This is a genomic window from Streptomyces bluensis (assembly GCF_014650715.1).
GTDB classification, from domain to species: Bacteria; Actinomycetota; Actinomycetes; order Streptomycetales; family Streptomycetaceae; genus Streptomyces; species Streptomyces bluensis.
In genome coordinates this window covers 36483-51305 of record NZ_BMVM01000022.1, presented here as the reverse complement: position 1 = coordinate 51305, position 14823 = coordinate 36483, and the positions used below count along the sequence as shown (strand labels likewise).

At 68.3% G+C, this 14823-nt stretch carries 12 protein-coding genes and 1 pseudogene; 7 read left to right on the top strand and 6 right to left on the bottom strand.

What is annotated here, in order from left to right; all coding sequences use genetic code 11:
• Positions 1 to 2 precede the first annotated feature (2 nt).
• The 5 genes from fxlM to IE262_RS34580 all read left to right on the top strand — a co-directional run bounded on the left by fxlM (position 3) and on the right by IE262_RS34580 (position 6577).
• Positions 3 to 2312: a methyltransferase, FxLD system gene (fxlM, locus tag IE262_RS34600; RefSeq protein WP_189879332.1), complete on the top strand. Its 2310-nt coding sequence runs from the start codon at positions 3 to 5 to the stop codon at positions 2310 to 2312.
• Between the two features lie 169 nt (positions 2313 to 2481).
• On the top strand, positions 2482 to 3447 hold the full coding sequence (locus IE262_RS34595) for a hypothetical protein (protein ID WP_189879331.1): 966 nt from the start codon (positions 2482 to 2484) through the stop codon (positions 3445 to 3447).
• A gap of 8 nt (positions 3448 to 3455) precedes the next feature.
• Positions 3456 to 4130 (top strand): 2'-5' RNA ligase family protein, encoded by a 675-nt coding sequence (locus tag IE262_RS34590; protein WP_189879329.1) that lies wholly within the window; start codon positions 3456 to 3458, stop codon positions 4128 to 4130.
• A 420-nt stretch (positions 4131 to 4550) separates the two neighbouring features.
• Complete coding sequence (locus IE262_RS39940) at positions 4551 to 6089, top strand: restriction endonuclease fold toxin-2 domain-containing protein (RefSeq protein WP_229877794.1); 1539 nt, start codon at positions 4551 to 4553, stop codon at positions 6087 to 6089.
• A gap of 41 nt (positions 6090 to 6130) precedes the next feature.
• Positions 6131 to 6577 carry a hypothetical protein gene (locus tag IE262_RS34580; protein ID WP_189879327.1) on the top strand — a complete coding sequence of 149 codons (447 nt, stop codon included), beginning with the start codon at positions 6131 to 6133 and terminating at the stop codon, positions 6575 to 6577.
• Between the two features lie 807 nt (positions 6578 to 7384).
• Here IE262_RS34580 and IE262_RS34575 read toward each other — a convergent pair.
• Positions 7385 to 9265 carry a hypothetical protein gene (locus IE262_RS34575; RefSeq protein ID WP_189879325.1) on the bottom strand — a complete coding sequence of 627 codons (1881 nt, stop codon included), beginning with the start codon at positions 9263 to 9265 and terminating at the stop codon, positions 7385 to 7387.
• A 270-nt stretch (positions 9266 to 9535) separates the two neighbouring features.
• Here IE262_RS34575 and IE262_RS34570 point away from each other — a divergent pair, with 270 nt between their 5' ends.
• Positions 9536 to 11269, top strand: coding sequence for a tetratricopeptide repeat protein (locus IE262_RS34570; protein WP_189879323.1), 1734 nt, complete (start codon positions 9536 to 9538; stop codon positions 11267 to 11269).
• Between the two features lie 183 nt (positions 11270 to 11452).
• Complete coding sequence (locus IE262_RS34565; RefSeq protein ID WP_189879321.1) at positions 11453 to 11962, top strand: hypothetical protein; 510 nt, start codon at positions 11453 to 11455, stop codon at positions 11960 to 11962.
• A gap of 68 nt (positions 11963 to 12030) precedes the next feature.
• Here the strand turns inward: IE262_RS34565 and IE262_RS34560 are convergent, their stop codons facing one another.
• The 5 genes and pseudogenes from IE262_RS34560 to IE262_RS34545 form a co-directional block, all read right to left on the bottom strand.
• Positions 12031 to 12456, bottom strand: a complete 426-nt coding sequence (locus IE262_RS34560; protein ID WP_189879319.1) for an NUDIX domain-containing protein — start codon at positions 12454 to 12456, stop codon at positions 12031 to 12033.
• A 9-nt stretch (positions 12457 to 12465) separates the two neighbouring features.
• A pseudogene (locus IE262_RS40765) lies at positions 12466 to 12564 on the bottom strand (hypothetical protein); the annotation flags it as partial.
• A 199-nt stretch (positions 12565 to 12763) separates the two neighbouring features.
• Positions 12764 to 13273: a hypothetical protein gene (locus tag IE262_RS34555; RefSeq protein ID WP_189879317.1), complete on the bottom strand. Its 510-nt coding sequence runs from the start codon at positions 13271 to 13273 to the stop codon at positions 12764 to 12766.
• Between the two features lie 44 nt (positions 13274 to 13317).
• The gene (locus IE262_RS34550) at positions 13318 to 14043 is read right to left on the bottom strand and encodes a hypothetical protein (protein ID WP_189879315.1); all 726 of its coding nucleotides are present in this window, start codon (positions 14041 to 14043) and stop codon (positions 13318 to 13320) included.
• A 29-nt stretch (positions 14044 to 14072) separates the two neighbouring features.
• Entirely contained in the window at positions 14073 to 14759 is a 687-nt protein-coding gene (locus IE262_RS34545; protein ID WP_189879314.1) for a pentapeptide repeat-containing protein, read from the bottom strand.
• Positions 14760 to 14823: the final 64 nt, after the last annotated feature.

The following is a 14823-nucleotide window of genomic DNA, read 5'->3' as shown; positions in this document are numbered from 1 at the left end:
CATTGGCCTACACCGGACAGAAGGAATGGGACGAGCACTACGCCGGAGGGCAGGGCTTCCGGCAACTCGGGGAAAGCGAGCGGACGTTGCTGGCCGAGCATGCGCCCGCCCCCATCGAAGGCGGCCGGGCCCTGGACATCGGCTGCGGCACGGGTGAACTCGCCCGCCACCTTGCCGCCAGCAGCTACCGGGTGGATGCCGTTGACTACTGCCCCGCCGCCGTCGACCTCGCCCGCGAAGGCGGCGACGGCACCGGCGACATCACCTACCGGGTGTTCGACATCGAGCGGGACTGTCTGGACGATCTGCCCCACGCTGCCTACGACCTGATCACCTTCCGCCTCAGCTGGGCCTTCATCCGCGACCGCACCCGTGTGATGAACAGGCTGCGTGAGCGGCTGCGTCCAGGCGGGACGCTGTGTGTGATCACTCCGATCGCCACCGCTCTGCCGGACAGCAAGCGGGGCATTGCCCTCGACGATGACGAACTCGGCCTGCTGTGCGCGGGCTGGAACGTCGCCGAACAGTACGACGCGGACGGGCTCGCCTTCGTCGTCCTGCGCGAGCCCGCCCCCGCCCGGGGTGAGAGCGCCGGCAAGGGGCGCCCATCCCCGCACGCGCTCACGGGCGCCGGGGTCGTCGTCACCGACCCGGTGGGGCGGATCCTGCTGGGCTGGTCGACTCGCCGCGGGGTCTGGGAGCTACCTGGCGGCAAGAACGACGCCGACGAGGACTTCGTCAACGCCGCCGTGCGGGAGCTTCAGGAGGAGACCGGTCTGAAGGCCGACCCCGCGGACGCGCGGCTGCTGGCCATCCTGATGGACTCCACCCACGGCATCCCACGCCTTACGGCCGCCGTCCGTGTCACCTCCTACACCGGCGAACCGTCTGTCACCGAACCTCACTTGATCCGCCGGTGGGAGTGGCACGAGCCCGCTGACCTGCCTCACCTCGCCCAGCCGTTGTTCACCCCGAGCGCGCACGTCATCGACACCCTCTGGCCCGGCCTGCTCACTGGCCTGCCTCCTGTGCACCGGTATTCGATCGCTCATGCTGACGTAACCGAGTTCGCCCAACAGGCCGCCGAGACGGCCGTGCTGCGGCAGGCGATGGCCGACCGGCTGATCGAGGAGGGCCGCATGGATGTGGGCAGTGCGATCGATACGGCGTTTCGGCTGGTCCCGCGCCACCGCTTTCTCCCTGGTGTCGCCCTGGAGGATGCGTACGACACCCAGCAGGCGCCCGTCATCAAGCGAACCACGAGCGGGGCGGCCACGAGCAGCGCCTCGGCCCCCTGGCTGCAGGCCCTCATGCTCCGCGATGCCGCGCTGCGCCCCGGTAGCACCGTGGTCGAGATCGGCTCCGGCGGATACAACGCCGCCCTCCTTCAGGAAGTCGTCGGCCGACACGGCACCGTGATCAGTATCGACATCGACCCCTACGTCACCGACCGCGCCCGCCGCTTCCTTACCGACACCGGCTATCACCAGGTCCGCATCCACCTCGGCGACGGCGAACAGGCCCCGGCCCTGCTCACCAAACCCAGGAGTGTGGACGCCCTCATCGTCACCGTCGAAGCCCGCGACATCCCGCCCGCATGGGTCGACTGCCTCGCCGAGAACGGACGCCTGGTCGTCCCACTGCGCATCCACGGCTACACCTGGTCCATCGCTTTCACCAAACGCGATGGTGTGCTGGTCGCGGACAGCTATACGGTCTGCGGGTTCGTTCCCCTCCAGGGCCCCGGCTACCGCGAGGACACCGTCATCCGGCTGCGTGGTGGAGAGGTCACCGTACGGTTCGCCGACGGCAGCCCCACCGACACCAGTCGCCTCGACGCCGCCCTCAACATGCCCCGCACCGAACGCTGGACCGGCGTCACCATCCCCGGCAACGTGCCGTTCGACATGCTCCTGCTGTGGCTGGCGACCCACCTCGGCAACGGGTTTGCCCGCCTCGCCGTCGACGCGGATCTCGACACCGGTATCCTCCACCGGCCCAAAGGCTGGGAGGCCGCCGCCCTCGTCCGCGACGACTCCCTCGCCCACCTCCTGACCCGCAAACTCCCCGCCGACGCATCCGGTATCAGCCTGTGGGAGTTCGGCATCCACGCTCACGGCCCGCGCGCCGACGAACTCGCCGAGATCATGGCCGACCTCGTCGTGACCTGGGACCGTGACGCACGCGGCAGCGTCGGCCCGCACCTGTCGGTATACCCCACTGGCACCGCGGACCGTGATCTGCCCGGGGGCCACGTCCTGGACAAACAGCGCAGCCGGCTCGTCTTCACCTGGCCGCCCGACACGCCCTGAAACCCAAACCCGGGTACATGCGCCCGCCGGGCCCCGCTCAGACCGTCCGTCGGCCTGCCCGCACACGAGCAGTGCGGCCACCTACGAACCCACTGAGCGGACCGGGCGGCCGACGGCCCTGCACCATTCCCGGCCGACACACTGATCGCGTAGAAGAAAGGGAGCCGCTGTGAGATCGGCACTGTTCCGATTCGGCACGTACAACCTGCTCAACCTGGAGATACCGACTACCCCCCAGCTACAGCAGCGATACAACCTGATCATCGGGAACATCCGGCGCGCCTACCAGGGCCGCACAGGCGTCCTCGGCATACAGGAACTCCTCGGCGACACCAAAGCCGACGCCCGACGCCTCATACGGAGGATCGCTCACGACACCGGCATGTGCTGCGAGGCGATCCCGGCACGCAGACACAAAGCGATCCCGGCACTGGCCAGCCAGGCGGCCGGCGCGAGCGCCAACCGCTTCCACGTCGGCCTGCTGTGGACACCCGACATCGAGCCAATCCCCGGCACCCTCCGGGCGTACGAAGGCGGAAGCGACTTCTGGCACGGCCTGGTCGCCGCCACCTTCCGCGCCGGAGGACCAGTGCCCACCCGCTGGTGCTCCTACCACGCCGACCCCTTCCGGCCCGAGCGGCGCCTGTGGGAGGCCCACCGCGTGCTGTCCGTCTTCCAGGACCCGGCCATCCCTGGCGGCGTCGCGGCCGACTGGAACGGGCTCAGTGCGGACCGGCGCCCGAGGGGGGAGTACTACGACCCCGAGCCGTACCTGGAACAGAACCACCGCAAGCTGCGCTACCAGGTCACCTTCGACCCCAAGGACCCCAACGCGCCCAAGCTGGCGAACCGGGATGCCGGGGAGTTCCTGCGACGCGATCCAGGCGGGCTGAGGGATACCGCCGCCGTCCTGGACGTGCCGTGGCAGTGGTCGTGCGGGCACTGGGTCGACGCCAAAGGGCGGCCCGACGACTTCGGCCAGCGCCGTATCGACACTCTGCGCGTCACCGCGGACATTGCCGCCACCACCCGCACGCACCTCACTCACGACGGGCCGGACGCCGAAGCGGCCTCAGACCACTTGATGGTCACAGCCGACTTCGCACTGCACGAACTGGCAGTGATGGCGGCGTGAAGAGGTTCATGCATCCTGGCCGGCTGTGGCGCGCCGAGGGCGGCCCTGCCGAGGACAGCGTCCGCCCGCACGTACTGTGGCTGCCGCCCCCAGACGTGGTCAGCTACTTCCGGCAGGTACGGGAGGTACTCGCCCCGTACCAGGACATCGTGACCCCAGTAGCCGACAGCGACCTGCACTGGACCATCCAGGCTGCCCTCGCGCACGACTACGCCGACGAGCGCGTCGGCCCCCGGCAACTCAAGGACGCAGCCGAAGCCCTCCGGGCCGAGCTGTCCGAAGTAGAGCCATTCTCCGTGGACATCGGGCCGGTCGCGCTCAGCCGCTCGGCTGTCCTCGCGCGGGTTTGGCCGCACCTTGCGCCCCATGACGCACCGACCGAGCTGAACCGGCGGGTACAGGCCGGGCTAGCAAACGGCGGGCTGATCATGCCTGAGGCCGCCGAAGCATACTTCCCACACCTGTCGGCCGGGTACGGGACCGTCGACACCGACACGCCCAACCTGGTGGACCGCGCGGACTCCCTTGCCTCCGCCCTACTCCGCCATGCCCGCCATCACGTAACCGCCCGCATCAAGTCCGTGTGGCTGGTGTTGGAAACCCAGCACCCCGACCGCAACACCTATACGTCCGAGCGCATCCTGGAGCTGCCCCTCGGTAGGAAAACAACGCCCGGGCTCTGACAAACGCCCGTTCATGAGGCACATCAAGCCGCTATCCCGATGCCGACCGCACCGCCAGCCGGTACAGCACGTTGCAAGGCACTTCCCGGCCGCGCCAATACGGCTGGCTGCCAGCCCCCAAACAGAGCACGACTGCGTTCACCGACATTCTGACCATAGAAGGAGGCGGCAGACCATGACCATGACCGCCGGCCCCGAGCACCAGGTCCGGTTCCTGTGCACCACCGACGCACTGGTTATGTCCGTCAAAGCCGACTGTCAGCAGCACTCCACATACTTCCCGCCACGACCAGATGAGTCGAAGTGCTGTGCTAGGAAAATACCTCTGCCTGCCGACGCCCCATCAGCCTCCTCATGGCACCGATTCGCAACCGAGTATGGTTCCCTGAGCGCTTGTCAGGGATCCACGGGGGAGGGACGGTGAACCTTCGGCATCAAACGGCGAACTTCGTCAACGCCTCCTGGTCCATGGTGGATCTGCGTGACCTGATCTACAACATGTTGAGCCTGCTCTCCACGGAACTCAGCGAGAACGGAGGCATGGCAGGCGACGGCGAGGCCGGCCGGGCCTTCGCCACCGTGTACAAGGAAGCCGTGAAGACGGTCTTCGACAAGGCAGGGTTCGCCCATCAGGTGATGGCCAACGGAGCGGGCGCGTTACTCAAGTCGGCCGAGGCGTTCCTGAAACAGGAAAGCAAGATCGCGGCAGAGCTCCTTGGCCAGAGCCCCCAGGGTCCTGATATCGGGGCTCAACCGTCAGGCCCTGACTGCAGCCCGCGCGCCAGCCACCACGCCGAGGACCTCCCCGAAGTCGTCGGCGAGACCAGCGGCGTTGACCAGTACCTCTTCAACGAACGCTTCCTCGGACAACCAGATAAGCTCCGCGCCGCCGCCCTGACCTGGCGGCACGCCGCCAAGATCCTCGAAGACGCGTACTGGGATTCCGAGACCGCGTGGAAGAGAGCCACCCTCGACGAGGTCGGTGAGACCGCCGACGCGGTCGAGAACTTCTTCAGGAAGTTCGTCGGCAAGCACCCGCCACCCAGTGAGGTGAGCGAGGACGAGACCCTCATGGCGAACCTGCCCACCGCCTGCAGGATGATCGCCAACGCCTGCGACTCCTACGCCGATCACGTCGAAACCGCCAAGCAGCGACTCCCCATGGACTCGAACCCAATCACCGGCGAGTTCCTCCTGCCCTGGGAGCAACCGCGGTTCGGAGGAGACGGCAACGACGGCGGCCTGCACGAACTCATCGCCAGCGACATGCGGATCGCGGCACTCGGCAAGATCCCGCCCGCCCTGGACAGCTCCAAGGCCCGGGTGAAGATGCCACGGCCCGACAACAACAGCCCCGTGCCTGGCCTGCCCCCGCTCCTGGCCCCTCTCATCCGCATCCCGACCCTGGTCCCCGTCGCCTACCGACCCGCCAACGGCCCGCGCGTCCAGCCGATATCCCCGGCCACCCCACCCAACCCACGCTTCCCACCACTCACGCCCGGAGAGCAGAAACACTTCCAGACCTGGCTGAACTCCCTGCGCCAGGGCGACGTCTCAGGCGGCAGACCCGCCGAGGTCGCCTACCAGAAACGTGTGGCCGGATACCCCGAGTACGAAGTCCACATCCCATCCGGACATAGCGTGAACAACACCCTGATGGTCGACGGATTCCGCGACCGCGACGGCATGGCCGTCGAAGCGAAGTACGTCAACAAGCCAGACCAACGCTGCTACCGCTCCCTCGAAGAGCTCCGCGAAAACCACGAATCAGGGAAGAAGGACTTCCTCTACCGGTCAGACCGCGGCGAGCTCAAGAAGTACGCCGCAGCCCTCAACGACCCGCGGAACACAGAGATGCGGGGAGTCGAAACCGTCACGAACAACCAGGAATCCGTCCAGTACTGGCGCGTCATGATGGCCGCCTACGGCGTGAAAGGCTACGCACGCTACGTGCCCTGACCACCGTCACCACTCCGCCGCACAGGAAGCACCACACCACGATGGAACCGGAAGAGATCGCAGAACTCCGCACCATGTACATCTTCACTCCGCCGGGCGGACAGAGCTGGGGCCTGACGTACGAGAGCCTGGAAGCCAAACTACGAGAGCGGAACCCCGACGAGTTCATCCGCATCGACGCCGGTACCGACGGGCCCGTTAAGGGATCGTCGATGCACTTCGGGATCACCCTGGACGACGAACAACTGGAGGGCATGGCCCTCCTGTCGCCGGAAGGCATGTCCGTCCAAGACTGCACCGCCAGCTCAGCAGCCACGTTCGCCGTATGGCTCAGGAACAACGTGGCGCCGGAAGGCACGGCCATCAATTTCAACACAGAGTGGGGCATGCAGAGCGAAGTCCCGGACACGCCTGTGCCAACCACTTCAGAGCCCGAACTTGCTGACCTTTTCATCGCCCACATCGCACAGACAGGGGGGCTGGACTAGCTTCGGCCACGGGCGACGCCCCCGCCATGGCTCCCCGGTCAGCCGCTCAGCAGCGACCAACTCAGCGGGCTCCGGCTGTTGGACCGTCCAACCGCGCCAAGATCGCGCCACGTCCCTGCTCACGCTGGCTTCCCAGGTCCCGGCGGCGATCTTGGCCCGTACGCGGGGCACCCACCGCCAGGTGGCCGTGCAGTGGCAGCAGGCCAGCGGCGGCGGGGGCGGCGTACGCGGCCCGCCCATGTCGCCGCACGCCCGATACGGAAACGGCCGGCAAACTATCGGCCGGGTCGATGTCTGCCCCCCACGCGGTCGGTGATCTGGTCGACGGGGTCTGTCAAACGTTTGACAGACCCGCGACGAGAGGTAAACCGCTCGGTGATGAGGTAATGACCGGCATGACGCATCCATGCGCGCATCGCCCCCAGGGCATTCGTCAGTGTCCTCGTGGCGTATCCATTTTGGCAGGCAAGGAGACCTGGTGTGCTGCTAATGCGTTCACATCCGCGCGGGTGGTCGACGTCGCCGGAGGCGGGCGGGCTAGTGTGCATGATCGCGCGGGTGACGAGGCCGATAATGGCCCAGTCACAGAGAGGTTCGGACAGCAGGTCGGCGAAGTACGCACTCCGGAGTGCACACGGCACCGAGGAAGACGAGCAAGCTCGGTTCCGGACACCGCTGGTACTCGGGGTCGTGGCGATCGGCAGGTCCGGTGTCGCGCTGCGCGACCACCAGCGCGATGCGCTGAGATGATCTTGTGCTACCCCACCGCGACTCGAGGTCAGTTCGTTGTCGGCGGCTGTCGACAGTTCAGCGGTCGGTGAGGCCGGTGGGTCGCATGACTGTTGTGATCATTCCGAGGGTGGCCCAGTCCGTCACCGGCTTGGCCATCAGTTCGGCTAGGGTGCGGATCTCGCAGCGCACGGAGGGGCTTGGCCGCTCAGCAGCGCTGCTGCTGAGCGAGTTGAGTTCTTCCTCGGTGATTTCCAGGCCCAAGACTTGATGGGCTGATGCCGTCATGCTGGTGTCATTGCGGGGCCACTGCGAGAAGAGCCGGTCTGTCTCGATGCTCAGGCCGAATTTCAGGCTGAGTACGGCCTGTACTCGATCGCGCGTTCCCCCGCTGCGGATGAGCCCGATGTCCATCGTCGGCAGCCGGAGCAGCATGTGCGGTCCTCCGATCTCGGGGGCCACGTTCAGGATGCTGGTGTCGTCCTGGACTAGCACGATCTCGCTGTCCGTCCAAACTGTCCGAGGCCGGTAGAGGACGATGCTGAGTCGAGTGGTGTGCCCGGTGATCACCTCATGGGTGGTGTGCAGTTCTCGGTCCTCGATGCGTGCGTGCACGGCCCAGCGCGCGGCCCGGTCTTTCCCGCCCTCCCGGTCGGCCCAGGCGACGCGGGCTTCCACCAGTCGTCTGCCGTGTTCGGCCAGGCGCATCCGCCAGTCTGCAAACCCGCCCGTCTGGGCAACCAGGAGCGGTACTCCCCGCGCGCCGCTCTTGCGTGACATGCCGCGGCCGATACGCAGTTGGGCTGCGCGGGCCGCAGCGACGGCGTCCTCGGCGATCACCGCGTGCTGCCTGGCCCAGGACCGCTCGGACAGCTCCGTGCCCGGAGTACGGGGGAAGACGATCAGCCTGCCGTCGTGCTCACGGCCATCGGCGGGAACTCCCGGCGCCAAGCGAGGCGGCTCGCCAGGGACGCCGGCGTCCGGAGCGATGATCTCGTCGGCCCAGGCGTGAGCGTTGCTGATCCACTGATCGTGCTCGGCCGACGGCGCCCTGCCGTCGGGAGGACGGGGAATAAGGACCACCTGGCGGCCATAGCAACGCTGGCTCTCGCGCAGGGCCTCCACTGCGTCGTCGTGCCAGGAGGTGTCGCCGTCGGCGGCGAGAAGCACCGCAGCGTTCCACTCGGTGGGGAGGATCTCGCCGGCATGGACAACGACGAACTTGTTGTCCCACTCGGGCAGTTTCATCAGCTCCCGCGGGCTGACGTCCACGAGCCCCTGAGGCCCGTACAGTTCGTCGAGGCGGACCCGGTACGAGGCGGGGGGATCGCCGACTGCGAGATCGCGTTCGGTATCCCAGATCACGGTGTTGATCCTGCCGGTGCGGCCCGCGTGGATGCCGGCCGTGATCTGTACGGGGCTGTGTACAAGGTGCGCACCGGCCGCGGCCAGCAGCAGCTGGTCCACATGGCGCACCAACTGGCCCGCGGACTGCTCGAACCAGGTCTTGCCGGTCAGCTGGATCCTGGCCGGAGGATCGTGGTCGGGCATGTCTGACATCAGGTCGTCGGCGACTTCCCCGTGCGGTGTCCGCAGGCAGTCCCAGACATGCCAGATCCGGCCGGTAACCGGCCCCGGCCCCGTGAAACCGCCGTCCCTGCCTGCGGTGTCAGCGGTCAGCCTGCGGATCTGTGCGCGCTGCCCCTCCTCAAAGGTCCGGTCCGGATCAGGGCCGGGGCCGGGAAGCAGCGCGTCCAGGTCCTGCTGTAGCGCGTCGAGGTCAGTCAGCCGGCGCCGCGTCTCCGGCAAGCCGACGCTGGCCACCTCGCGCCCCTCGCGCACTGCGACGACGTAGTAGAGGAGGGCCAGGACATCCCGCTCGCGGCCATCGAGCCCACGGAACGTGTCGGCCTTCGCGCGGGCCTGCGACCAGCGCACACTCTCCAACTCCTCGCCCATGCCTGGATTCTAGGAGCAGTTGGTCGCGTGAACGGACCGAGGGCACAGGGCCCGGCCGCTCAGCGCGGTCAAATCATGCCGGACTTCTAAGCGCTCGCCGCGCGCCCAGGGGTGCGCAGGGCAGGGTGCGGCGGGGCTGCGTGCGCCGAAGAGAACTCGCCCCGGCGGGGAACGTCACGAGCCCTGTGCCGGGACCGGGGAGGTCTTCCTGGTGGCAGGATGCGGGAAGCGCCGCACGGCGTGTGAGCCGAGCAATACCAAGGAGTACACGTGCCGAATGACGGCACCTCCGGGACCACCGACCCGGCGACCCGGCTGGCGAGGATCATGCTGCCCCAGCGCACCTTGCCCGTGCCTCATCAGCTAAGGGAAATCTGGCTCGGGACCGTGATGGCCGAGCACCAGGCCGCGTTGGACCAGGCCACCGTCGCCGGGGCCCAGATCGTCGCGGTGCAGATGGCCGACCGGGAAGCGCGTCGCGCACTGCTGGCCGACTGGGTACGCCGCCACGCCGCACAGTTTCCCGACGGGCAGCTGTACTTCGACATGCACGACGTCCGCCGCGACGGCGCCGGAGACCCGGACGTGATGCTGGCCCGCCACCTGCGCGCTCTGGGTATGTGGGAGGAGTTCATCCCGGCCCGGTACGCCGATCGCTACCACACACTGCAGCAGGTCGCAGCGCAGCGCCGGATCGTCATCGTGGTCGACGGCGTGTCCCACGTGCCGGAGGCCGCGATTGCGGCATGCGCGCAGGGCATGCTGCTGGTGGGTAGCAACCGGTCGCTTCCCGGGCTGAGCCTGCACGGCGACGTTGTCTTCCTGAACCTGGCCAGCCCTGCCCCGCCAAGTGAGGACCTGGACGCCGCGGTGAGGAGGCTGACGAAGCCGGCCAGCGTCTTGTACCGGCTGCTGGGGCACCTGCCCGCGCCCACTATCGGCCCCGCCCTGGCCCGCGCCCTGCTTGACTCCGCCGGCCAGACGGCCATCACGGAACTGACGGAGGCCGGACTGCTGGTGTCGGCAGGCGCGGAAGGCCGGTTCCGGCTGCGCGAGCACGCCCTGACTCACGCGCGGGCCCAGGCCACCGCCGAGCCGCCCCAGGACCGGCTGCACGTGCTGCGGCAGATCACTGATGCCTGCCTGAAGGTGGTCGAAGAAGCCGCCGTCACCTGCACCTCGCCCGCCGCCGATGACGCCGAGCGCCGGGCGGCAATCGAAGTGCTGGACGCCGAGCAGCACACCGTGACCCAGCTCATGCAGACGATCACACACGTCCAGTGGCACCAGGATGTATGGCGGCTGGCGATGGCCCTTCGGCCCCTGTACGACGCGCGGGTCTATCAGTCCTACTGGCAGGAGAGCCACACCTGCGGTGCCGAGGCGGCACTGTGGGACGGCGCGATCGACGTCCAGGCCGAGCTGCGCACCCAACTCGCCGGCCTGGAGCTGCTGTGCGGCTACCCAGACAACCGCGAGCGGGCGGACAAGGCCATCGCCAGCGCCCAGGAGATGCTGACCCTGGTCACCAGTGACCGGCTGCGCGGCCTGATCTGGCAGACCCGCGCCGAACTGGACGAGGACCGCGACCGAGACCCGGTACCCGCCTGGCAGCAGGCCCGCCACTGCTACACCCAGGCCCAGGACCATGCCGACGCCGCCCTGGCGACCGCCCGGCTCGGGCACGCCCTGGTCGCGGCGGGGCGCGCGGAGGAGGCATTGGCCCTCCTGTCCGGCGCCGCCCCGTCCGACGCGGACGCCGACCTGGCCCGTGCTTCGGCATACCGCGCCCTCCGACAACACGGCCCGGCCCTTTCCGCGGCCGTGGACGCCGCCGAGCACGCCGCTCGCCACGCCCGCTACCGGCTCTACGGCACGGCACTCACCCTCCTCGCTGAGCTTGCCGAGGAACTCCAGGACGAGGAACTGCTGCAGAGATGCCGCGAAAAGGAGACCGAGCTGGGACAGGCGGCCGGGCTCGGCCCCGGGCGGCCAGCGAGGTGACCGCACACGCGCCAGTGTCACGTGTTCCCGAACGGCGTCGGCACACGGGGACCGGACGGCAGGCGCACCACCGTCGGGCACTGCCCCCGGCAGTACGGGCGACTCCCTGGTTGCGGTCGGCTTCGTGCTGGCAAAGTGTCTGACAGACCCGAGGGATGGGCTATGCGAGAGGAGCGGACGGACGTGGCATGGAGCCGATGGAGGAGGGGAAAGTCCGGAAACGGCGAATCCGCGCAGCAGATGGCGGCCCGCAGAGCACAGCTCGCACTCGCCAGCCTGGCTCCGCTGGTATGGACGTACACCGACAGGGAGTATGACCTGGACCACGTCGTCGGGGAGGCCATCGAGCAGAGCGCGAAGGTGTACAAGGCCGTCGAGGAACTGTTCACCGCGCTCGAACCGGATCATCCCTTGCACACGACCGCTATCGCGGCGGGCAGGGCGGCTGCGGATCTTTCCCTGACCAGCGAGAGCTGGGCCGACTTCTGCGCGCAGCACTCTCTGCCTGGCCAGGATGAGCCGGCGACGGCCATGGACCGGGAATGGCCCGATCCTTCGGTGCTGCGCGCGTGGCCGCGCTACGAGGTGGCCCGCGCCAGGACACAGGGTGCCATCGAGGTGCTGGCTGAACTACAATCCCGGCTCACCCAGTACACCGGACACAACGTCCCCGCGGCGTGGCACGCTGCATGAACGTCCCAGGAGCACACTGGCCTGGCCTCGCCTTTTCCCACGTGTAACGCCGGTGGGTCAGCAAACACCTAGTAGGGCCGGTGAGCCCGCTCTGCCAATAGCAGCGCGCTGACACTGCCCGCTTCGGTGATCCTTCCTGCAAGGACGGCCTCAACGGCATCATGGATCGGCCACCACTGCAGCGTCATTCCAACCTCGGTGTCGTCTCGCTGCACCGTGCCCGGCCTCAGGTCGGTGGCGAGGAATAGATGCGTTCTCGCGGATGTAGTTGACGGCAGCGGATCGATGACACCCAGCGGAAGCAGTTGGCCAGCGACAAGGCCCGTCTCTTCCTCCAGCTCCCGAAGCGCCGCGTTATATGGATCCTGGCCCCCACAACCGCCACCAGGAAGGTGCAGGACGCGTCGCTGCTGAAGGTAGAAGTCGTCCTCGACGAGCGCGACTTGCCCCTGACCATCGAGCGCGACAACCCGGGCTGCGTCATCGACCGTCACGTGCTCGTAGGTGCCGGCGCTCCCGTCGGGTCGGAGTACGGAGTCCCGGCGCAGGGATACGAAGGGGCCCTGATGGACGAGTTCGGTCGATGTCCGCGTCCAAGCCATCGTCGCCGAGACCTCCCGATGCCTACTGTCGCTGGTCGTCGCCCACGTTAAGGTCCCCGGACCGAAACCGGCCGCGCTTCCCGCGCCAATGACCGTGATGTCCGCCTGCACCCGGAGACCGGGCACGTGCGCCTGGTCCCCCTCCTCAGCTGGCCTCGGAAGGCAACGCCCGGAGTTTTGCCATAGTTCGTCCTTCCAGTCATCCGTGCTTGCCGAGTGTCGGCAGTCCGCCCGAGACGGTTCGGACACTGCGTCCGCGCCGACTCGCCCGCTTGGCCATCAGCAGTTGACGGGCCATCGCGCTCCACTGCGCTGCCTCGTCTTGGTTCCCTGCGGCTCTCTGCTCCCGGCCGGCCGCGAGCATGGCCGCCCGTGTCTTCCCGTACAACGGCTCCGCTATCGAGGACACGGCTCCGCTGATCCGGACCGAACTTTCCCAACCTCGCTGGCAGAGCACCAGACGGTGGTCCGCACCGTCCTCCGTCAGGCGCACGGCGTACAGGCCGGCACGGCTGCCGTCGAGCGAGATTTTCCCGAGCTGTATCAGGAGTTCCGGGGAGCACGGCAGCAGGACTTGCTCTGCTTTGGCGCCACGTGCGGGCGCCAGCGACACGAGGTCGAGACGCTCGCGGTCCCATCGGACCCACATGCCGAGCGTGGGCCAGGCGATGGCAGGGTCGAGCGCGGGGTGCGGCGCCCTCGCGTCCATGCTCGGGTCTCCCGGTCCTTGAACTCGGTTTCGCGGCTGATCGGTCATGACGCGTTCGGTGGCTGGCCGAGCCAGAAGGCGGCGACGGAGGGCTGGTCGATTCCGGCGGTCGAGCCGTCGTGAGCAAGGAACTCGGTCGGAGCTATGTAGCCGTCGCCCGGTTCGAGGCGGATGCGCAGGCAGCGCAGCTGGTGTCCTGCGGCGACGTACCGGCGGATGTCCTCGGTGTGGGGGTGGTGGCGGTCCAGGTCGGTGTGGAGGCTACGGCAGATCTGCTGGATGTCGTGGTCGGCGATGAGGAGGTAACGCGGGCCGGGGCCGAGGTTGAGGCAGAGACGGCGGCGGCCCAGGTGGCGTCTGGGGTACGGCAGCCGGTCGAAGTTGTCGACGTGCAGACCGATGCGTCGGCCGGTGGCGGAGTCCTCTGTGGTGGTGGTCCAGTTGCCGGGGCTGGACGCGCACCCCAGGAGGGTGGTGGGCCAGCGGCCGTTGAGGGGGTCGAGGCGGGCGGCGGTTTCGAGTCGGCCGGACAGGTCGTCCGGGTCGAGCGGCGGCAGCGGTCGGCGTACGAGCTCGATGCGGATGCTGTCCGGCGCCGAGTCGTCGGCCTGGTGCCGCTCGGCCTCGTCGGCGGTGAGGGGTGCCCAGTCGTCGCTGGGGACGACAGCGCCGAGGTCGTAGCCGGGCTCGCTGCCGGTCTGCCGGACCGGTGTGGTGTCGCACCGGCCGCGTATGTCGTCGAACGTGTCGAATACGAGTCGCGGGCCCATGGCCGTGCCTCCCTGGGGCAGGTGCGGGGCTACTTGTCGTCGAGGTCTTCACCGAAGGTGACGTCCAGCTCGGCGGCGAGGGCCTCCGCCAGCTGGAGCGTCTGGGCGCGGTCGATGACGACCTGCTTGAGCGAGGCGAGGCCGCGAAGCTGGGAGAGGTCGTTGCCCCGGAGGTCCAGGCCGCGGTACTTCCCGCCGTCGAACTCGGTCAGCCGTAGATCACAGTCGTCGATCAGGGCGGCGCCGAGGTCAGCGGCGGCGAAGGTGGTCTCGCGCAGCGAGCACTTGGCGAAGATCACGGGGCCGGTGGCCCGGACGCGGGTGAGGGTGCTGTAGTCGATCTTGCAGTTCTCGAACATGACGTTGTCGAGCGTGACGTCTTCGAGTGAGGCGCCCATGAGCTTGCAGTCGCGGAAGACGGTTCGGGAGATCTTGCTGTCGGTCCACTGCAGGGAGGCCAGGTCGCAGCCGGTGAACTCCACGGAGTCGACGCGGAGCTTCTCCAGGCGGGTGCGCTGGGCCTTGAGGCCGGTGATCCGCCCGTCCATCAGGTGGGTGTCGGCCAGGTCGAGGTCCCGCAGGTCGGCGTCGGCGTAGTGGAACTCCGCCACCCGGCCACGGCCGCCCTCCAGCGAGGTGACGTTGGAGAGGTAGAGGCCCGGCTCGTTCAGGGCGGGGAGGGTGACGCTCGTACGGCGGATCGTGCGGGTGTCCATCAACAGCCTTTCAGCGCGGTGGCTCGGTCGCCGGCGCTGCTGGCACGCCCAGGGGCGTGCCAGC

Bases quoted from the DNA above. Each gene is read 5' to 3' on its own strand.
- IE262_RS34575 (WP_189879325.1), bottom strand. From the start codon at position 9,265: ATGGGCGAGGAGTTGGAGAGTGTGCGCTGGTCGCAGGCCCGCGCGAAG.
- IE262_RS34580 (WP_189879327.1), top strand. From the start codon at position 6,131: ATGGAACCGGAAGAGATCGCAGAACTCCGCACCATGTACATCTTCACT.
- IE262_RS34555 (WP_189879317.1), bottom strand. From the start codon at position 13,273: ATGGACGCGAGGGCGCCGCACCCCGCGCTCGACCCTGCCATCGCCTGG.
- IE262_RS34590 (WP_189879329.1), top strand. From the start codon at position 3,456: ATGCATCCTGGCCGGCTGTGGCGCGCCGAGGGCGGCCCTGCCGAGGAC.
- IE262_RS34550 (WP_189879315.1), bottom strand. From the start codon at position 14,043: ATGGGCCCGCGACTCGTATTCGACACGTTCGACGACATACGCGGCCGG.
- IE262_RS34545 (WP_189879314.1), bottom strand. From the start codon at position 14,759: ATGGACACCCGCACGATCCGCCGTACGAGCGTCACCCTCCCCGCCCTG.